Annotated in this window: 16 protein-coding genes; 8 read left to right on the top strand and 8 right to left on the bottom strand. The window is 74.2% G+C overall.

Annotation, left to right across the window (positions count from 1 at the left end):
• Positions 1-81 precede the first annotated feature (81 nt).
• From BM051_RS23150 to BM051_RS23125, 6 genes are all read left to right on the top strand, one after another.
• On the top strand, positions 82-1,440 hold the full coding sequence (locus tag BM051_RS23150) for an MFS transporter (RefSeq protein ID WP_134046336.1): 1,359 nt from the start codon (positions 82-84) through the stop codon (positions 1,438-1,440).
• A 762-nt stretch (positions 1,441-2,202) separates the two neighbouring features.
• Positions 2,203-2,808: an RNA polymerase sigma factor gene (locus BM051_RS23145; protein WP_092534289.1), complete on the top strand. Its 606-nt coding sequence runs from the start codon at positions 2,203-2,205 to the stop codon at positions 2,806-2,808.
• Complete coding sequence (locus BM051_RS23140) at positions 2,805-3,311, top strand: carboxypeptidase regulatory-like domain-containing protein (RefSeq protein ID WP_243859745.1); 507 nt, start codon at positions 2,805-2,807, stop codon at positions 3,309-3,311. Before BM051_RS23145 ends, BM051_RS23140 begins: the two co-directional genes overlap by 4 nt.
• Positions 3,312-3,357: 46 nt before the next feature.
• Positions 3,358-5,946 (top strand): CHAT domain-containing protein, encoded by a 2,589-nt coding sequence (locus BM051_RS23135; protein ID WP_177216991.1) that lies wholly within the window; start codon positions 3,358-3,360, stop codon positions 5,944-5,946.
• Between the two features lie 76 nt (positions 5,947-6,022).
• Positions 6,023-7,168: a M24 family metallopeptidase gene (locus tag BM051_RS23130; protein ID WP_092534286.1), complete on the top strand. Its 1,146-nt coding sequence runs from the start codon at positions 6,023-6,025 to the stop codon at positions 7,166-7,168.
• The gene (locus BM051_RS23125) at positions 7,165-7,623 is read left to right on the top strand and encodes an Lrp/AsnC family transcriptional regulator (RefSeq protein WP_092534283.1); all 459 of its coding nucleotides are present in this window, start codon (positions 7,165-7,167) and stop codon (positions 7,621-7,623) included. Before BM051_RS23130 ends, BM051_RS23125 begins: the two co-directional genes overlap by 4 nt.
• A 24-nt stretch (positions 7,624-7,647) precedes the next feature.
• On the opposite strand, the gene BM051_RS23120 is transcribed toward BM051_RS23125, so the two are convergent.
• A complete protein-coding gene (locus tag BM051_RS23120) occupies positions 7,648-8,703 on the bottom strand; it encodes a LysR family transcriptional regulator (protein ID WP_092534280.1) in 1,056 nt (351 codons plus the stop codon).
• Between the two features lie 298 nt (positions 8,704-9,001).
• Between BM051_RS23120 and BM051_RS23115 the strand changes: the two genes are divergently transcribed.
• A complete protein-coding gene (locus BM051_RS23115; RefSeq protein ID WP_243859744.1) occupies positions 9,002-10,012 on the top strand; it encodes a M64 family metallopeptidase in 1,011 nt (336 codons plus the stop codon).
• Positions 10,013-10,107: 95 nt separating this feature from the next.
• Here BM051_RS23115 and BM051_RS23110 read toward each other — a convergent pair whose 3' ends face one another.
• The 7 genes from BM051_RS23110 to BM051_RS23080 all read right to left on the bottom strand — a co-directional run bounded on the left by BM051_RS23110 (position 10,108) and on the right by BM051_RS23080 (position 17,670).
• Positions 10,108-10,494 carry an SRPBCC family protein gene (locus BM051_RS23110; protein WP_134046334.1) on the bottom strand — a complete coding sequence of 129 codons (387 nt, stop codon included), beginning with the start codon at positions 10,492-10,494 and terminating at the stop codon, positions 10,108-10,110.
• A gap of 151 nt (positions 10,495-10,645) precedes the next feature.
• Positions 10,646-10,969 (bottom strand): ArsR/SmtB family transcription factor, encoded by a 324-nt coding sequence (locus BM051_RS23105; RefSeq protein ID WP_092534271.1) that lies wholly within the window; start codon positions 10,967-10,969, stop codon positions 10,646-10,648.
• Positions 10,970-11,036: 67 nt separating this feature from the next.
• Complete coding sequence (locus BM051_RS23100) at positions 11,037-12,110, bottom strand: GDSL-type esterase/lipase family protein (RefSeq protein ID WP_092534536.1); 1,074 nt, start codon at positions 12,108-12,110, stop codon at positions 11,037-11,039.
• A 39-nt stretch (positions 12,111-12,149) separates the two neighbouring features.
• A complete protein-coding gene (locus tag BM051_RS23095; RefSeq protein WP_092534268.1) occupies positions 12,150-12,836 on the bottom strand; it encodes an ATP-binding cassette domain-containing protein in 687 nt (228 codons plus the stop codon).
• Complete coding sequence (locus BM051_RS23090) at positions 12,829-13,551, bottom strand: ABC transporter ATP-binding protein (protein WP_092534265.1); 723 nt, start codon at positions 13,549-13,551, stop codon at positions 12,829-12,831. Before BM051_RS23090 ends, BM051_RS23095 begins: the two co-directional genes overlap by 8 nt.
• Positions 13,544-16,111 (bottom strand): permease, encoded by a 2,568-nt coding sequence (locus tag BM051_RS23085; protein WP_092534262.1) that lies wholly within the window; start codon positions 16,109-16,111, stop codon positions 13,544-13,546. The genes BM051_RS23090 and BM051_RS23085 overlap by 8 nt, the downstream gene beginning before the upstream one ends.
• Before the next feature lie 170 nt (positions 16,112-16,281).
• Complete coding sequence (locus tag BM051_RS23080) at positions 16,282-17,670, bottom strand: KamA family radical SAM protein (protein ID WP_092534259.1); 1,389 nt, start codon at positions 17,668-17,670, stop codon at positions 16,282-16,284.
• A gap of 143 nt (positions 17,671-17,813) precedes the next feature.
• On the opposite strand from BM051_RS23080, the gene BM051_RS23075 reads away from it, so the two are divergent.
• Positions 17,814-19,448: an amidohydrolase gene (locus BM051_RS23075; RefSeq protein ID WP_243859742.1), complete on the top strand. Its 1,635-nt coding sequence runs from the start codon at positions 17,814-17,816 to the stop codon at positions 19,446-19,448.
• The last annotated feature ends 8 nt before the right edge of the window (positions 19,449-19,456 follow it).

Here is a 19,456-nt window from a genome sequence, read left to right as displayed (position 1 = left end):
CGGTACCGAACCACCCGCTTGCCGATCAGCATTCGATATCGAGGCGAGCCCGCCGTGCCGGGCGCGGCTTAGCCTGTGTGGATGCCCCGACACCGGCAGCGGCGACCTGGCGGACGTCCCGCGGACCGGTGGCCGGCCGGGTGGGGCGCCGGTGGGGCGGGTGAGCGGCGGGCGCCGCTGTTCGCCGTGCTCGCGTCGTCAGGGGCGTCGGCCGCCGGCTCGGCGATGACGATGATCGCCGTGCCGTGGTTCGTGCTGGCCAGCACCGGCAGCGGGGCGAAGACGGGGATGGTGGCCGCCGCCGAGACGGTCGGCCTGCTGGTGTCGTTGGCGTTGGCCGGCCCGCTGATCGACCGGCACGGCGCGCGGCGGATGAGCGTGTTGGCCGACCTGTTCACGGCCGCCGCGGTGGCGGTGATTCCCGCGGCCCACGCCGCCGGCGCGCTGTCGGCGGGGCTGCTCGCGGTGCTGGCGTTCGCGGTCGGGCTGGGCCGGTCGCCGTCGCGCAGCGCCAAGCACGTCCTGCTGCCGGAGGCGATGTCCGGGGCGGGCATCGGGACCGAGCGGGGCACCAGCGCCAGGGAGGCCGTGCAGCGGGCCGGCGACCTCGTCGGAGCGCCCGCCGGGGGTGTGCTGATCACCATGGTCGGCGCGGCGCAGGTGTTGCTGATCGACGCCGCGGCGCTGCTGGTCTCCGCGCTACTGGTGCTGGCCTGCGTGCCGACCCGGCGGGTGAGCCACCACGCGCCGCCGGTCATCCCGAGCGGCCGGATCCGCGGGTACCTGGGCGACCTGGCGGAGACGGGGCGGCGGCTGCGCGCCGACCGGCTGCTGCTCGCGGTGACCGGCCAGTGCGCGGCGATGAACGCACTGCTCGTGGGGCTACTCGTGGTGCTGGTGCCGGCCTACGGCGCGCTGGTGTGGCACAGCAGCGCGCTGGTGGGCGCCGTGATCGCGGCGCTGGGCGCCGGCGGGTTGCTCGGCGCGCTGATCTACGGCTGGTTCGGGCCGCGGCTGGGACGCTGGGCGACGTTCAGCGCGGGGTTCCTGCTGTGCGGGCCGCCGGTGTACGTGGTGCTCGCGGTCGACCCGCCGGCCACCGTGCTGGTGGCGTTGCTGGCGCTGTGCAGCCTCGGCAGCGGTCCGCTGAACCCGGTGGTGGCCGCGCTCGAGTACGACCGGGTGCCGGTGGAGCTGCGCGGGCGGGTGTGCACCGCGGTCAACGCGGGCGCCGTCGCGGCGCTGCCGGTGGGTGCGGTGCTGGCCGGAATGCTGCTGGACCGGGTCGGGCCGCGGGCGGCGGTGCTGGTGTTCGGCGCGCTGTGCCTGGCGGTGTGCCTGTGCCCCCTGCTCTTCCCGATCTGGCGCGAGATGGATCGCCCGGCCGGGCTCGCTACGCCGAAGAGGGCATCGGTGCCGCTCGTCATCTACTCCGAGTAGCAGAGATGTCGGCGACGTTGAGCCACTCGGGTGAAAGTGGCCTCGAGCGATGATCAACACGAAAAAAGTTCGCCCTGCGTGTATCTGAAGCGGTCTCCGCTGCGTCATATGGGCACGTCGGTTCCACCGGCTGGGGAGACGGGAACCGGCTACTGGGGGACAAGCCTGACGAGTGACGAGGGACGTGTGAGTTATGGCTAGAGAGAACACCGGGGAGAAGCTGACGCTCGACAGGGATGTCGAGGTGGAGGCCACCGGGGAGGAGTCCCGGAAGACGGCGGGAACGCGGACGACGGCCCCGACTGGCCCCACTCCCATCGGTGGATGGGAGCCGAACACTCCACCGCCGAACGCCTGATTGGGCGCGCGACGCGCATGCTCAGCTCACGGACTGGGGGCGCGCCACCGACCCGGACGAGCCACGGGGGAGACGGCTCGGCCGGTCGGTGGTGGGTGGTGATGGCCGGCAGTCGAGGGGGCCGCCGGCCATCACCACCCGCGGGACCCGCCGCGCGCGGGACGCTGGCCACCCCAAGGGGGTCAGGCGGGCGAGGGGGAGGGCCCGCCCGGGGTGAGTGGGGCGGCCGGCCGGTGTCCGACAGCCGTCGGCGCCGGCCGGCACCTCATGCCGCTCGTGCCGCGCGTTGCGCCAACCGGGTGAGAGTTGCGTCCCAACGGCGACCGGCCGCTCACCGGCGCGGTGATACCCGGGATACTGCCCGCGGGCAGTTGGGGAGAACCGACCTGAAGTGGGGCCGACACGTGTCGAACGTGCGAACCGCCGAAGCCGACCCGCCCTGGGAGGGGTTGCGGGGAGCCGAGTTGCACGCCGCCTGCATGCAGGCGGCCAGGGCCGGTGACCGGACGGCGATGGACCGGCTGGTCGCCGAGCTCACGCCGCTGGTGTGGCATGTGGCGCGCGGCAACGGGCTCGACCGGCACGTCGCCGAGGACGTGGTGCAGACCGTGTGGCTGGCGCTGTTCAGCCACCTCGACCAGTTGCAGGAGCCGAGGGCGTTGGCCGCGTGGTTGATCACCACCACCCGCCGCGAGGCGCAGCGCGCGCACGGCAGGAAGGCGCCGCCGCTGCCGTTGACCGACGAGATGGCCGAGACGATGCCGGGCACGCAGCCGGCGCCGGAGGCCGAGGCGCTGCGCGCCGAGCGGGACCGGCGGCTCTGGGCCGCGTTCGGCCGGCTGTCCCAGCGCTGCCAGGAGTTGCTGCGGCTCACCGTCCTCGCCGGCAGGGCCGAGTACCGGCTCGTCGCGGAGGCCATGCGGATGCCGCACGGCAGCATCGGCCCGACGCGGGGCCGCTGCCTGAGGGAGTTGCGGACCCTGCTGTCCGCGGAAGGGGGCGCGGTATGACCGGGCCGAACGGACCCGGTGGACGGGTGCCGGCCGGGTCACCGGACGGCGACGGCGCCGAGTGGGACGACGAGCTGCTCGCCGACCTCGGCCGGCTCGTCGACACGCTGGACCCCCCGCCGGAGGACCTCGTGGACCGGGTCCAGTTCGCCATCGCGCTGGAGAACCTGGATTTTGAGGTCGCCCGCTGGGAGCGCGCCGACGCGCTGACCGGTGTCCGTGGCAACGACCAGGGCACGATCACCTTCACCGTCAGCGACCTGACCGTGATGATCAACCTGACCAGGGTCGGGCAGCGCCACCGGATCGACGGCTGGCTGGTGCCGGCGGGCGAGCACGGAGTCGAGGTGCGGGTGGCCGAGCACGGCTCGTCCGTCACGCGGTCGGACGAGGGCGGGCGGTTCGTGCTCGACAACGTGCCGTGTGGGGTCACCCAGATCGTGGTGACCGTCGGCACGCCCGACGCGTGCCGCAGGGTCGTCACCCCGGCCGTCGTGCTCTGACCCACCGCCCGCGACGCGACGTGTGGCGGTGTGCTCACATAGACCCGTGCCAGGGTCGGACTCGCCCGCCAGCCCCGTCGCGCTCGCCACGGAGCTGTATCAGCGCGCCAGGGCCGCGGCCGTGGACCAGCGCCCGGCCGAGGCGGTGCGGCTGCTGCACCGTGCCCTCCGCAAGGTCGACTCCACGGACGACCCGGTGGCACTGGAAGTCCGTACTCGTGCACTGATCAGCCTAGCTTCGGCCGAGGCGGAGATCGCCTCTGCGGAGGCTGGACTGAGCCGGTTGGAGCACGCGGAGGTCGTGCTGCGCCAGATGCCGTCCAGTGAGACGCGGCAGACACTGGAGCTGACCACTGGGCTCCAGCGCGCCGTCGTGCTCTTTCGGACGGGCCGACCGGCCGAGTCGCTCGCGCTGTTCGATCGAGTGTTGCCCGATTTGGATCGCGGCGACGACGCCAGCGCGCTCCTGCTTGCCCGGAACCTCATGAACCGCGCGTTGGTGCACGTCACGATGAACAACCACGACGCGGCGCGCGCAGACCTGTACCGCTGCCTCGAACTCACCGCGGCCCACGGACTCGCCGGGATCGAGGGCAAGGCCCGGCACACGCTCGGCGACCAGTCGCAGATGTTCGGCGACCTTCCGGAAGCGCTGCGCCACTACGAGCATGCCGCTCGCATTTACGAGACCGTTGCGCCAGGGTGGCTGGCCAGGCTGCGGTTGGACCAGGCGAAGGCGTTGCTCACCGCGGGGCTGGCAGAGGAGGCAGCCCGGCATCTCGACGAGGCCATTCCGGAGCTGCACCGCAACCGGGTGGTCCAGGACGTGGCCGAGGCCGAGGTGGCTCGGGCCGCGGCCGCGATCCTCGACGGCGACCTGCGTACCGCGCGCCGGCTGGCGGACTCGGCGCGGCGGCGGTTCCTGCGCCGGGGCAACGCCACGTGGGCGGAGCTGGCCGCGCTGGCGAAGCTGCGGGCCGACGCCATCGCCGCGCTCACCGGCGACCGGCGGCGCGGCGGCTTCCAGCTCCCGGCCGACCTCGCCCGGCTGGGCGCCCGGCTGGCCGAGCTGGGCCCGCGCGACGAGGCCTCCGTGGCACGGCTGCTCGCCGTGCGCCTGCTGCTGCGCCGCCGTGCCGTCGCCGAGGCCACCGAGCTGCTCGACCGGGTGCCGGCACCGCGCCGGACCACCCCGGTGGACCACCGGATGCTGCTGCGGCTGTGCCGGGCCGAGCTGGCCGTCGCCACCGGGCGGCCGCGCGCGGCGCTCGCGCAGGCGAGGGCCGGGCTGGCCGAGCTGGGCCGGGCCCGTGACCGGATGGGCGGGCTGGACCTGGTGTGCGGCACCGCCGTGCACGGCGAGGAACTGGGCGCGCTCGCGGTGCGGCTGGTGGTCGGCTCCGCGCGCGGCACGGCGGGCGCGCGCCGGGTACTGGAGTGGCAGGAGCGCACCAGGGCCCAGGTCTACCGGTACGAGCCGCTGCCCGCGATCGAGGACCCCGCGCTGGCCCGGCACATCACCGAGATGCGGCACGTGCAGCGCACCGTCCAGCAACACCGGCTCAGCGGGCGCCCGGTCGCCGCGTTGGAGCAGCGGTACGCGTGGCTACAGCGGGAGGCGAGCCGGCTCGGCTGGTACACCAGCCCGTGGGGCCGCCCCCGCCCGGTGGCCGCCCCCGAGGAGGTGGCGGCCGAGCTGGGTGAGCGCACCCTGCTGAGCCTGGTCACCCACGCCGGTGCGCTGATGGCCGTGGTGGTGCGGCGCGGCGGGTTCCGGCTGGTGCGGCTCGGCTCGGCGGCGGAGGTCGTCGAGACCGCCACCCAGCTGTACGCCGACATCGACGCGCTCGCCCCCGACCACCTGCCGCCGCCGCTCGCCGCGGCGGTGACCGCGTCCGCCCGGCGGCGGGCCGACGCGCTGGACCGGATGCTGATGGCGCCGCTGGCCGGCATCGTCGGTGACGGCGAGCTGGTGGTCGTGCCGATCGGCCCGCTGTACGCGCTGCCCTGGTCGGCGTTGCCGTCGCTGCGGGGTCGGCCGCTGGCGGTCGCGCCGTCGGCCACCGCGTGGGTCACCGCGGCCCGCGGTGCCCGCCGCCCGGACGGGCCGACCGTGCTCGTCGGCGGCCCCGGCGTGCCGGGCGCCATCGGCGAGGTGCGGCAGCTGCGGTCGGTGTACCCGGCGGCCAGGGTGGTCGACGGGTCGGGGGCGTCGAGCGCGGAGGTGCTCGCCGCGCTCGACGGGGCTCGGCTGGCGCACCTGGTCGCGCACGGCGCGCACGAACCGGGCAACGCCCTGTTCTCCCGGCTGGAGTTGGTCGACGGGCCGCTGTTCGCGCACGAGACGACCCGGCTGCGGCGGTTGCCCGAACGGGTGGTCCTGGCGGCGTGCGAGTTGGCGATGAGCCACATCCGGCCGGGGGAGGAGGCGCTGGGCTTCGCCGGGACGCTGCTGGCCAGCGGGTCCCGCAGCGTCGTCGGCGCGGTAGCCAGGGTTGGCGACCAGGCCGCCGCCGACACGATGGCGGAGCTGCACCGCCGACTCGCCGGCGGGGTGAGCCCGGCGGTCGCGCTGGCCGAGGCCAACGCCGTCGACCCGCTGCGCCGGCCGTTCGTCTGCCTCGGCGCGGGCTGACCCATTACTCCGGGCGGCTCCTCCGGCATCCCCGGGAGGGGCGGCGACGGCGGCGACGCCGCGGGCTACAGTCGGGATCATGCGTCGCTCCGTGCACACTCCCGCTCCCGACGTCGCGAGCCTGCGGGCCCGCCTCGACCGCGCGCGTGGCGCCGCGGCGAAGGCCGACACCGACGCCCTGCTGATCGCGCCGGGCTCCGACCTGCGGTACCTGATCGGCCAGGCCGGCGGCTCGTTCGAGCGGCTCACCACCCTCGTCGTCCCGGCCGGCGACGGTACCCCCGCGCTGGTCCTGCCGAAGCTGGAGGCACCCGGCTACGCCGACGTGCCGACGGACGAGCTGGGCGTGGAGCTGGTCACCTGGGTGGACGGCGACGACCCGTACCGAGTGGTCGCCGACCGGCTCGGCGGGCCAGGACGGGTCGCGGTGAGCGACACGATGGTGGCGTTGCACGTGCTGGCGCTGCGGGACGTGCTGGGCGCGGCGGAGCAGACCCTCGCCGGTCCGATCCTGCGGGAGCTGCGGATGCGCAAGGACGCCGCGGAGATCGCGGCGCTGCGCAAGGCCGCGCGGGCCATCGACCGGGTGCACGCGCGGGTCGGCGAGTGGCTGCGGCCCGGCCGCACCGAGGCCGAGGTGGGCGCGGACATCACCGCCGCGATCGAGGCCGAGGGGCACACGCACGCCGACTTCGTGATCGTCGGCTCCGGGCCCAACGGCGCCAGCCCGCACCACGACGTGTCCGACCGGGTGATCGAGCGGGGCGACGTGGTCGTGGTGGACATCGGCGGGCCGATCCCGGAGGGGTACAACTCCGACTGCACCCGCACCTACGCCGTCGGCGCGCCACGGGACGCCGACGTCGCCGAGACCTACGCGGTGCTCGAACGGGCGCAGCGGGCCGCGGTGGCGGCCGTGGGGCCGGGCGTGCGCGCGGCGGAGGTCGACGCCGCCGCGCGGGACGCCATCGCCGGTGCCGGGTTCGGCGAGTACTTCATCCACCGCACCGGACACGGCATCGGGCTCGACGTGCACGAGGAGCCCTACATCATGGGCGGCAACGACCTGCGTCTGGAGCCGGGCATGGCGTTCAGCGTCGAGCCGGGGATCTACCAGCCGGGCCGGTGGGGCGCGCGGATCGAGGACATCGTGGTGGTCACCGAGGACGGCGTGGAGTCGCTCAACACCCGGCCGCACGGGCTGGTCGTGCTGGACGCATGAGCGGACCGGGTGCGCTGGAACCGCTGGACCAGGCCATCGTGCGGGAGCTGTCCGCCGACGGTCGGCGCAGCTTCACCGATCTCGCCGAGCGGGTCGGGCTGTCGGTGTCGGCCGTGCACCAGCGGGTGCGGCGGCTGGAGCAGCGGGGCGTGATCCGCGGCTACACCACCCGGTTGGACGGTGAGCAGATCGGCCTGCCGCTGACCGCGTTGATCTCGTTGACCCCGAACGACCCCGCCGCGCCGGACGACTACCCGCAGCGGCTCGAACACATCACCGAGATCGAGTCCTGCTACTCGGTGGCCGGGGACGAGTCCTACATCCTGCTGGTGCGGGTCGCGTCCCCGCTGGCGCTGGAGGACCTGCTGCGCCGCATCCGCGAGGCGGCGAGGGTCTCCACCCGCACCACGGTCGTTCTCTCGACCCCGTTCGAGGGCCGCACCCCACCCCTCTGACCGGGGGCGCACCGCGCCAGCGGGTCAGCAGGACGCGTTGTGGCCGGCCACGTGTTGGCTGGTTCGGTGCACGACGGGTTGGGGAGAACGGCCCACCCTCCACCGATCATGGTCTCCGGCCCGGCCGTCGGTGGCCGCCGTCCGGCTGGCCAGCCAGGTTCGATAGTGCGGGCTGCGGGCGATGTCGGCGCGGTAGGCGGCGGCCGCCTCGGTGACGAGGGTGGTGGCGTGCGCCCCGAACGAACCGCGGGTGTGCCACGCGATGAGGTATCGCATCCATACCGGGTCGCCCACGAGTGGTCGGACGATGACCCCTGGCGCTGGGGTGAACGTGGCTTGGCACGGGGAGATCGCCCGGCCGGTGGCGATGATGTCCTGCAACGGACGAAGGTCCGCGATCCGGTGCGCGATCCTCGGCGAGAACCCGGCCAGCAGGCACGCCGAATGGAAGCATTCCGGCCATCCCGCGCCGTCCGATGGGCCGAGAACCCACGGCTCGTCCGCCAGCTCGGCCAGGTCCAGCTCCTGCCGGGCGGCAAGGTGGTGGTCGGCCGCGAGCGCCACGAACACCGGCTCGGTGGCCAGCGGCCGCACCAGCACTCCCGGTGGTGGCTCGGCGTGGTGGTTCGGGTAGTCGACGATGACGGCGGCGTCCAGCCGACCCGTTTCCAGCGAGTCCAACAGTCGGCGGGGGAAGTAGTCGGTGGTCACCGACAGTGTGGCCTCCGGGACCAGCGGGCCCAGCCGGGCGGCCAGTTCGATCACCACCGACCCGGGGATGCCGCCGAGTCCGACCGAGCGGGCCGAGCAGTCCGCCAGCCAGCCGCCCACCGCATGGTGCAGTTCGTCGGTGGCGGCCAGGACCGTGCGCGCCCGCAGCAGGACGCAGTCGCCGAACGCCGTTGGCATGATTCCGTTGCGGGTACGGCAGAACAGTCGACCGCCGAGTGCCCTTTCGATGCGCTGCAGTGTGGTGGTCAGTGCCGGCTGCGATGTTCCCAGGCTCGCGGCCGCACGGGTGATGCTGCCCGCTTCGGCAATGCGGCAGATCACCCGCAAATGACGCAGTTCGACCTCCATCACACCGACTTTATGGCCATCTGTGGTGTCCCATAAGCCGCCGAAAGTCGTCATCGTGGGCCTACTCCTGTCCCCACCCAGAGGAGCGACAATGCGAGCGAGATGTCTTGGGATAGCGGCGATTGTCACGGCGGCCGCCGGTGTGCTGCCGGTGTCCGCGGCGGCGACGCCGGCGCCGGAGCAGACCACGTCGATGGAGGTGTTCTCACCGGACGGCAGTATCGAGCGGGCGTCCGTCACCCGACCCGCGGCGGACCGAACACCGGCGCCGTTCGACGCCGTGGCCGCCGTGGAGGTCGTGCCGATCGAGGTCAACGGCCCCAGCGAGAGCCGGTTCGACCTGGTGTATGTCGGCGACGGCTACACGTCGGGTCAGCTGGGCCGGTACGGACAGCACGTGCGGACCAGCGTGAGTGCGATGTTCGAGGTGGAGCCGTTCAAGAGTTACCGGGGCCAGTTCAACATCTGGCAGGTCAACGTCGTGTCCGCGCAATCCGGTGTGGACAACGACCCTCGTCCGGGGGTGCGCCGGGACACCGCGCTGGACATGTATTTCTGGTGCGGCAACATGGAAAGGTTGCTGTGCGTCAACGAAACGAAGGCGCGGCAGTACGCGAATGCCGCCCCGGGTGTGGACCAGATCGTCGCTCTCGCCAACACGACCAAGTACGGCGGGGCCGGCGGCGGCGTGGCCACATCCTCCGGCGGTAACCAACAGGCCAGCCAGATCGTCGTGCACGAGCTGGGCCACTCGGTCGGCGGCCTCGCCGACGAGTACGACTATGGAACGTGTGACCGCCGCGAACCGAGAGAGCCCAACGCCACCACCTACACCGCCGCCCAGTTGCGCGCCTATCGCTACAAGTGGCACCGGTGGCTCGACCAGCCCTCACCGGACGGCGGCACGGTTGGCACCTATCAGGGAGCCCGGTACTGCCGGTCCGGAATGTACCGACCCAGTCAGAACTCGATGATGCGTCAGCTGGGCCGCCCGTTCAATCCGCCCGGGCGGGAGGCGATGATCGCCGGTTTCTACGCCCACGCCGCCACGATCGACGACGCCACCGCCCTCTCCGGCGGACACTTCCGGGTCGCCGTCGCCACGATGCCCAGCGCGCCGAGGATCACGTGGACGGTGGACGGTCACCCGGTCGCGTCGGGCGTCACCGAACTCGATGTCGATCGGTTGGGGTTGCCGCCCGGTGAGCACATCGTGGCGGTCACGGTCGCCGATGCCAGCCCCCAGGTCCGTGACGAGGCTCTTCGATCCCAGTTGCGTGACACGCACAGTTGGCGGATCACCCGCTGATCGCGTCCCTGGCCGCCGTGGAGCACGTCCGTGTCCCGCGGCGGCCGAGGGCTGACCTCAGCCTCTCCGCGAGGTGGAACCGGCGCGGTGAGTCGTCACGATCGTTCGGCATACCTCCGGGTGAGCTCGTCGGTCCGCTCGGTCGGCCAGGGGCAGCGGATCTCGCCGTGCAGAGCGGCGAAGAACAGCTCCAGGTGAACCTGCCACGCGGCCAGTGCCACCGGCAGCAGCCGCGCCAGGTGGGCGGGCACGGTCTGGGTCAGGACCAGCCGGCTGCCCACCTCGTCGTCGTAGCTCAGCTCCCACCGCACCCGGCCGACCGGCTCGTCCTCGTGCAGCCAGGCGTACTCGAGCACGCGTGGCGCGGAGACCTCGGTGACGGCGCCCGCGGGGACGTAGCCGTTGGTGGACCGCAACGGCGGCGCCTTCCCGACCTCCGGGTCGGTGGCCGAGTCCTGCTCGCCCTGCTCGGTCCTGACCAACTCGGCCCACACCCGCGCGACCGGCCGCAGGGTCGGTCAGCGCCCGCCGCACCTTCTCCGCGAGTGCGCCAGCCGCCGCTCGAACCGCAGCCGTGGCCGTCCCTCCGCGATGTCCACGGTCGCCCCCGTGCCGTCCATCGATCTCCTCCGCTCAGTGCCGGCCGTCGTGGTCGGGCATCGTGTCCAGGTGCCGTTCGAGCGCGTCCAGGCTGGTGTTCCACAGCTCCCGGTACGGCGCGAGCCACGCGTCGATCTCCGCCAGCGGCTCCGGGCGCAACCGGTACCACCGCCGCTGCGCGTCCTGCCGCACCTCGACCAGCCCCGCCTCCCGCAGCATCTTCAGGTGCTTGGACACCGCCGGCTGGGTGAGCGACAGCCGCTCGACCAGCTCGCCGACCGGGCGCTCCCCGGTGCGCAGCAGGTCGAGGATCTGCCGGCGGCGCGGCTCGGCGAGGATCTCGAACATTGATGCCACGTCAGCTATATAACCAGAAAGGTATGTAGGGGGAAAGCTGGGTACGGGAGGCCTCCCGGGCCGGGAGCTAGTGCAGCGGGCCGACCACGGTGGCGGCGTGCAGGTTGCCGTCCGGTCCCTTCCGGCAGGTGGCCACCGGGTCGGAAGTGAGCAGGAACTCGCTGAGGCACCGGGCGAACTGGGTGTGCCCGGCGGCGTTGGGGTGGAACGACTCCTGGATGGCGTGCCTGGCCCGCTCGGCGTCGGTCAGGTCGTTCCACTGCACGGTGAGCCGGCTGAACCACTCGGAGCTGGCATCGGGGCCCCCGGTGCAGGCCTCGTGCCCACGGCCGGCGCGGGACAGGTCGAGGAACCGCGCACCGGCCTCGGCGGCGGCCCGGTGCAGGTACGTGGCCAGGTCCACCACCGCCCGCTCGCTGACCCACCGCAGGTCCTCGGTACGGAACGGACAGCCGTTGAGGTTGCGCAACTCCTCCGGGATGCCGGGGCCGATCGGCGCGGCGTAGGACTGCAGCACCAGCTGGTAGTCCTCGCGCCGGTAGCCGGCGTCGCGGAGCACCTTGTGGATGTCGGCCAGCGCGCCGACCACCTTCGGCACCATCGCCTCCAGCCGCTGCTGCCAGTCGGCCCTGATCCGCCCGCTGCACGGCTGGCCGCCGTCGTCGAACCACGCCTGGAAGCAGTCCGACATCAGCCGGGAGAAGTGCGGGTCGTCGTTGGCGCCAACCGCCACGACCACGGCGACCACGCGATGCGTCTTCACCAGCGTGGCCAGCCGCGCGGCCTGGGAGGGCTCGGTCCACTGCTCGACCTCGCCCAACCCCACCTGCGCCGACGGGGCGCCCGAGCACGCCAGGTTCACCCGCGCCTCGACGCCAGGCAGCTGGATGTGGTGCACCGTGGCGTTGGGGGAGCGGTGGCACCAGTTGCCGTTGGCGCCGTTGGTGTCCGGCGAGTACTCGCCGGCACCCTCCCCGGACAGCGTGCTGTCGCCCATCGTCACGACGGTCAGCGGGCCGGTGCCGGGCGGGCCGGGCCGATCGACCGGGCCAGGCTCCTCACCGAGCAGCGCGAACGTCGCCACCAGGACCGAGACGGCGACGAGCACGAGACCGCCGAACCACCACCGGAACCGCCGCATCATCGACGCCGAGTGTACGGAGCGCCGGTCGCGCGTCGATCACGACTCGACCAACCGGCCCTCCCGCAGCCGCACCCTCCGGTCGGCGATCCGGTGCACCTCCTCGTCGTGCGTGGCCACCACCACCGCGCCGCCCTCGTCGGCACACCGGCGCAGCAGCCCCAGCACCGCCGGCACGCTGCCGACGTCCAGGTGCGCGGTTGGCTCGTCGGCCAGCAGCACGCGAGGCCGGGCCGCCACCGCGCGGGCGAGCGCGGCCCGCTGCCGCTGCCCGAAGGACGTCTCGGCGGGGTAGCGGTCGGCCAGCTCGGCGATGCCCAACTCGGCGAGCAGGCCACGCACCCGGTCGGCCACCGCGGCGGCGTCGCGGCGGCGGGGATCCGGGCGCAGCCGCAGCGGCAGCGCCACGTTCTCCGCGAGGGTCAGCTCGTCGGCAAGGCCGAGCGACTGCGGCAGGACGGCACACCGATGCCACGGGATCACCGGGCCGACCGGTTCGCCGTCGCACAGCACGGTGCCGGCGTCGGGAGCGTCGAGCCCTCCCAGCAGCGCCAGCAGGGAGCTCTTCCCCGACCCCGAGCGGCCGGCCACGGTCACCAACTCGCCGGCGGCGACCCCCAGCTCGAGCCCGCGCAGCACGTGCACGTCACCACCGGCGCCGCGGAACCACCGCCGCAGGCCGGCCACGTGCAGGGCCGGCCGTGCCGTCCCATCGGGCTCAGCCATGCCCGGTCACCTCCAGCAGGCTCCCGGCTCGCAGCCGGGCCACCCGGCTGCCCAGCGCCACCAGTCGGGGATCGTGTGTGGCCAACACGACGGCCACCTCCCGCTCGACCAGCAGCCGCACCGCGGCCAGCACCCGGTCGGCCGACGCCTCGTCGAGCTGCGAGGTGGGCTCGTCGGCCAGGACGACGGCCGAGCCGCGGGCGAGCGCGCAGCCGAAGCCGAGCCGCTGCTGTTGGCCGCCGGACAGCGCGCCGACCTTCCACTCCTCGGTGCCGGCGAGGTCGAGCCGCTCCAGGATCCCGCTGACCTCGGCAGCCGGGCAGTCCCGGTCGGCCGAGCGGGCCGCGGCACGCAGGTTGTCCCCGACACTGAGGAAGTCGAGCAGGTTGTCCGTCGGGTTCTGGAAGACCTGGCTGAGCCGCCGGCGCCGCAGCGCCCGCCGCGCGGCGGGTCGCAACGTCCCCACGTCGGTGCCGGCGTGCCGGAGCCCGCCGCGGCTGGGCCGGTCGAACAGGCCGAGCACCCGCAGCAGGGTAGACTTGCCCGACCCGGACGGGCCGGCCAGCACCGTGACGCCCCGGGCGGGCACGTCCAGCGTGACGTCGTGCACCGCGGTCACCGGGCCGGCGGGCGTGCGGTAGTCGACGCCGACGCCACGCAGCTCGAACACCGGCGCCGGCGGATCACTCTCGGGTCCAGTCGTGGGTTCAGTCACGCAGCAGCTCCGCGGTCCGGGCGGCGCGCACCGAGCGCACCGCGAGCGTGGCGGCGCCCGCCACCACGAGCGCGGCGATCACCGCCACGCCGACGACGAACAGGGTGAGGTCGGGCAGCGCCGACCGCGGCGCCAGCCAGCGGGCGGGATCGAACCGCGGGGTGGCGATGGCGGCGACCGTCAGCCCGCAGGCCAACCCGGTGAGCACGGCGAGCCCGGTCAGCGCGCCGAGTTCGGCGGCGTGGCTGGCGAGCAGGGTGCGCGGCCGCATGCCCATGCGCAGCACCAGCACACCGGCCAGCGCGTTCTGCCGCCGCCGGACCTCCACCGCCACCAGCAGCGCGAGCACCGCCACCACGCCCAGCAGGGCGCCGAGCATCCGGACGAATGAGAAGCTCCACTCGACCAGGTAGAAGGGCAGGGCGTCCAGTGCGGCCGCCCGGCTCATCGGGTTGAGCGCGACCAGCCCCGCGGCGCCGAGCTCCCCGGTCAGCTCGGCCAGCGGCGCCGCCGACAGCACCCGCCACACCGGGACGGCCGCGAGCTGCTCGGCGGGCAGCGCGTTGCGGGAGATGACGTAGCCGGGCGCGCCGCCGATCGTCGGGAACATCGGGACGTCGGCGACCGGTCGCGCGTCGGGCAGGCCGGGCAGCGCGGTGGTCTGCTCGGCGGTGTGGCCCACCCGGATCGCCGGCACGCCGTTCCCGGGCGGGGCGTGGTCCAGTGCGCGCACCAACTCGGCCAGGCCGGCCGCCGGGGTGTCCAGCCACGCGCCGCGCGCGAGGGTGGCCGGGTCGACGACGAGCACCACGCTGCCCGTCCCGGTGAGCTGGCCGACGACGGTGCTGGTGTCGCGCAGCGGGGCGGGCAGCGGTGTGGCGTAGGTGCCGACCGCGCCGCCGACGTCCACCCGGGACTCCGCGCCGACCACGGCGCCGGACTTCTGCGCCAGCGCCTGCCGTTGCCCGGCGGCGATCCCGCTGCCGGCGGCCGACGTGCCCACGGCGAGCACGCCGACCATCAGCACCGCGGTGACCGGGGCGCGGGCGGCGGCCAGCCGGCGGACGGCGAGTTGCAGGGCGGGCCGGGACCACCAGCGCGCGTGGTGCGCGACGCGCAGCAGCAGCCAGCCGAGCCGGGCGGCGAGTAGGCCCACGGTGAGCACCACGAACACCGGGTAGGTGAGGGCCAGCGGGTCCACCGGGGGCAGCGGGGCCGCCGTCGGCCCGGTGGCGCCGTGCTCCCGCAGCCGCACCCAGCCGAGCAGTGCGCCGCCCGCGGTGACCAGCTCCCACGGCAGCAGCGCCAGCACCCGGCGGAGCCTCGGCCGGTCCGGTCCCGACCGGCCGAGCTCGAAGTCCCGGCGGGCGCGCAGGGCGACTACACCGAACAGCAGGCCGAGCGCACCGGCCGCGACGGCGAGCGCGGCGCCCGCGGCGAGACGCGCCGTCGCGGGGTCGGGATCGCCCGGTGGCCCGTACACCGGCAGCAGCAGCCACGCGAGCAGCGTTCCGGCGCCGCCACCGGCGAGCAGCGGCAGGCCCAGCTCGGCCACCGCGAACCCACCCAGCGCGGTCGGCCCCGCGCCGCGCGCGGCGAGCAGCCGCAACGGGGCATGCCGCCGCTGGTACCACTGCGCGGCCACGGCACCGATCCCCGCGCAGCCGACCAGCACGCTGATCGCCGCCAGCGGCAGGATGGACAGCAGGACGTTGTCCCTGGCCTGCCGGGCGATCTCGACCGAGCGCGTGAACGGCACTCCGGCGGAGAACGCGTCACCGAGGCCCCGCCGGTCCAGTTCGGTGGCCACGGCCGCTCGCACCGCCTCGGCGCGGTCACGGTTCCGCTCGGCCTCGGCGAGCGTGCGCGGCGGGTCGACGGCGAAGGCGACGTGCAGCCGTTCCAGCGCGGCGGACTCGGCGGTGAGCCGGGTGAAGGTGTCCCGGTCGGTGGCGAAGAGCACCGGGCCGCTCGGGATGTGGTCGACGAGGATGTTCTGCACCGCGAGGTCGCTCTGCGAGCACCACCATCGGGGCGGGGGCATGCGCAGGTCGGTGTAGACGCCGGTCACCGGGGGGAGCCGGCCCTGCGCGCCGCGGGTGCCGAGCTCGATGCCGGCGAAGCCGGCGAGGTCCCGTCCCACCCACAGGCCGGGAGCGCGGTCCCCGGCGAGGCGCTGGAGGTGGTCCAGCGCGCCGTCCCGGTAGCCGATCCGGATCCGGTAGCCCTCGCCGTTGAACTCGACGTCGGTCAGCAACGGGGTGTACATCGCGACCACTGGCCGGTCGAAACCGTGCCGGGCCCCGGCCGTGGTGACCGCGTCGACCAGTTCCGGTACCCGCTCCGGTGGGACGGCCGGCGCCTGGAACGTCGGGCCGTAGTGGTCGGGGCACACCGTCTCGGCCTGGTGCCGCACCGCCGCGCCGCCCGCGGCCGAGGCGTGCAGCGGCGCGGCCGCCGCGAGGAAGCACGCGAGCAGCGCCGTCCCGGCGGCCACCAGCAGGGTGAGCGGGCTGCGCAGCGCCGCTCTCGGCGCGGCCCACCACGGCAGCTGTCGCATGCCGTGACCCTAACGGGTGATCACCGCCGTCGGGCCCGGTTCGATCACCTCCGCCCACCCGCCACCGCCACAAGGCCCTCGTGGCACCCCGCCACGCGACGATGCGAAGCCCGCGCAGGAGGGGAGCGTTGAGTGCGACGATGGGGCCTCGGTGGCGGGTCAGCGAGGGGTCAGCGGTGCTCGCTCCACCAGCGGCGACCGGCCTCCGGCAGGGTGGAGATCGGGTCGTAGTACGGGTAGCGCCGGCGCAACGCCTCCGGGTCGTCCCGCTCGATGGCCGTGCGGTAGTTCTTGGTCCAGTAGGAGATGCCGCGCTCCCGGTCGTACTCGGTTACCTGGTGCACCCAGCGCTTGCCGACATAGGGCACGTCACAGACGATCCGCGGGGTGGCGTAGCCGGGCAGGTAGCCCATGATGCCGTGCTGCAGCTCCTGCGCCTCCCACACCGCGACCCGCCAGTGCTCGGCGTTCGGGATCATGTCGCACATGTAGAAGTAGTAGGGCAGGATCCCCGCCTCGCCCTGCAGCGCGAAGCACAGGTCGAGCAGCTGCTCGGCGGTGGCGTTCACGCCCCGCATCAGCACGCCCTGGTTGCGCACGTCCCGCACGCCGACGGCGAGCGCGGTCCGCGCCGCCTCGGCCACCAGCGGCGTCACCGACTGCACGTGGTTGACGTGCGTGTGGATGGCCAGGTTCACCCCGCGCCGGCCGGCGGTGCCGGCGACCCGCGCCAGCCCCTCGACGACCTTCGGCTGCAGCCAGTGCTGGGGCAGCCCGGCCAGCGCCTTGGTGGCCAACCGGATGTCCCGCACGGTCTCGATGTCCAGCAGCCGCATCAGGAACGACTCCAGCTGGTGCCAGGGCACGTTCGCCACGTCACCGCCGGACACGACCACGTCGCGCACCCCGGGGTTGCGCTTCAGGTAGTCGATCATCGCGTCCTGCCGGTCGACCGGCTTGAGGGACAGCTTGTGCTTGTCGATCTGTTCGGTAGAGTTGCCGACCAGGTCCATCCGGGTGCAGTGGCCGCAGTACTGCGGGCAGGTGGACAGCAGCTCGGCCAGGACCTTGGTGGGGTAGCGGTGGGTCAGCCCCTCGGTCACCCACATCTCGGCCTCGTGCAGCGAGTCGCGCTGGGAGTGCGGGTGCGAGGCCCACTCGGTCTCCCGGTCGCTGCGCACCGGCAGCATGTAGCGGCGGATCGGGTCGGCGTAGAACGCCTCGGTGACCTTCTGCGGGTCGGCCCCGGCGTCCGGCGCCATGGTGTTGAGCATCTGCGGTGGCAGCAGCATCGACATGGTCGCCATGTCCCGCTGGTCGGCGGCGAGGTCCTCGTAGAACCGTTCCTCCAGCAGGCCGCCCATCAGGGTGCGCAGCTGCTTGATGTTGCGGACGCAGTGCACCCGCTGCCACTGGGCGTCGCGCCACTCCGCCTCGGTGACGTCGCGCCACCCGGGGAACCGGCGCCAGTCGGGCTCCACCAACTCCCGTCGAACATAGGCGTAGGGCTGGTCGAGGGTCTCGGCGGCAGGTGATGCAGGTTCCTGGATCGCAGTCACATCTGCTCCTTGTCGTCGGGTGCGCGTGAAAATATCCTGTCACATTGCCCTACGGGAGCAAATCTTGTCGTTGCGAGGCTGTTATAACCCGAGGTCACCTCCCCCTCGCGGTCGGCCGCCCCGCCGCGGGGGAGACTGCGGGCGTGCACACACCGCAGACCACGCTGCTCGTCGGGGGTCGCGTCCACACCCCGGCCTCCCCGGACGCCACCGCCATGGCCGTCACCGGCGACACCGTCGTGTGGGTCGGCCAGGACGGCCCCGGCCGTGCCCTGCACCCCGACGCCGAGGTCGTCGAGCTCGACGGGGCGTTCGTCACCCCCGCGTTCGTCGACGCCCACGTCCACGCCACCGTCGCCGGGCTGCACCTGTCCGGCCTGGACCTCACCGGCGTCCGGGACGCGGGAGAGCTGCTCACCGCCGTCCGCGCCGCCGCCCGCCCCGGCGAGGTGCTCCTCGCGCACGGCTGGGACGAGTTCCGCTGGTCCGGTGGCCGGATCCCCACCCGCGCCGACCTCGACGCGGCCGCCGGTGACGTGCCGGTGTACCTCAGCCGGGTGGACGTGCACTCCGCGCTGGTGTCCACCGCGCTGGTCGAGCTCGCCCCGGACGCCCGTACCGCCGACGGCTGGTCGGCCGACGGCCCGCTCACCCGGGCCGCGCACCACCTGGTCCGCGCGGCCGCCCGCCGGGCCGTCACCGGCGCCCAACGCCGCCGCGCCCAGCTGGCGTTCCTGCGCGCCGCCGCCGCCAGGGGCGTGGTCAGCGTGCACGAGTGCGCCGGGCCGGACATCTCCGGCGAGGCCGACCTCGCCGACCTGCTCGCCCTCGCCGCCGACCCCGACCTTCCCGAGGTCGTCGGCTACTGGGGCGAGCCCGGCGCCCTCGACCTCGCCCGCCGCCTCGGGCTTCCCGGCCTCGCCGGAGATCTGTTCGTCGACGGCGCGCTCGGCTCGCACACCGCCGCCCTGCACCAGCCCTACACCGACCGGCCGGACACCCGCGGCGCCCGCTACCTCGACGCCACCGCCATCGCCGAGCACGTCGTGACCTGCACCGAAGCCGGGCTGCAGGCCGGCTTCCACGTCATCGGCGACGCCGCCGTCGCCGAGGTCGTCGAGGGCTTCCGCCGCGCCGAGGAGGTCGTCGGCCGGCGGGCACTGGCCGCCCGCCGGCACCGGCTGGAACACCTGGAGATGGTCGACGCCGACCAGGCCCGCGCCCTCGCCGGCTGGGGTGTCGTCGCCTCGATGCAGCCGCTGTTCGACGCCGCGTGGGGCGGCCCCGCCGGGATGTACGCCGCCCGGCTCGGCGCCGACCGCGCCGCCCCACTCAACCCCTTCGCCCTGCTCGCCGCCGAGGGGGTGCCGCTGGCCTTCGGCTCCGACGCCCCGGTGACCCCGGTCGACCCCTGGGCGGCCGTGCGGGCCGCCATGCACCACCGCACCCCCGCATCCGGGCTGTCCCCGCGTGCCGCGTTCACCGCGCACACCAAGGGCGGGCACCGCGCCGCCGGCGAGAACGACGGCGTCACCGGCAGCCTGGTTCCGGGCGCACCCGCGCACTACGCGATCTGGGACGCCGCCGCTCTCGTGGTCACCGCCCCCGACGCCCGCGTGCGACGCTGGTCCACCGACCCGCGCTCCGGTGTGCCAGGGCTGCCCGCCCTCGACCCCGACGCGCCGCTGCCGCGGTGCCTGCGCACCGTGCGCGCCGGCCGGGTGATCCACGACGCGCTCAGCGGGCGGGCTCACGAAGACCTTTCCTCGTCCGCCTAGGCTGAACG

This window comes from Amycolatopsis arida (genome assembly GCF_900115565.1).
In the GTDB taxonomy this organism is placed as follows: domain Bacteria; phylum Actinomycetota; class Actinomycetes; order Mycobacteriales; family Pseudonocardiaceae; genus Yuhushiella; species Yuhushiella arida.
Note: the sequence above shows the minus strand (reverse complement) of the source record. Positions and strands in the feature narration are given on the sequence as shown.

What these genes read in the sequence shown, in the direction of transcription:
- BM051_RS23150 (WP_134046336.1), top strand. Translation starts at nt 82, where the DNA reads ATGCCCCGACACCGGCAGCGGCGACCTGGCGGACGTCCCGCGGACCGG.
- BM051_RS23140 (WP_243859745.1), top strand. Translation starts at nt 2,805, where the DNA reads ATGACCGGGCCGAACGGACCCGGTGGACGGGTGCCGGCCGGGTCACCG.
- BM051_RS23125 (WP_092534283.1), top strand. Translation starts at nt 7,165, where the DNA reads ATGAGCGGACCGGGTGCGCTGGAACCGCTGGACCAGGCCATCGTGCGG.
- BM051_RS23120 (WP_092534280.1), bottom strand. Translation starts at nt 8,703, where the DNA reads ATGGAGGTCGAACTGCGTCATTTGCGGGTGATCTGCCGCATTGCCGAA.
- BM051_RS23100 (WP_092534536.1), bottom strand. Translation starts at nt 12,110, where the DNA reads ATGCGGCGGTTCCGGTGGTGGTTCGGCGGTCTCGTGCTCGTCGCCGTC.
- BM051_RS23095 (WP_092534268.1), bottom strand. Translation starts at nt 12,836, where the DNA reads ATGGCTGAGCCCGATGGGACGGCACGGCCGGCCCTGCACGTGGCCGGC.
- BM051_RS23085 (WP_092534262.1), bottom strand. Translation starts at nt 16,111, where the DNA reads ATGCGACAGCTGCCGTGGTGGGCCGCGCCGAGAGCGGCGCTGCGCAGC.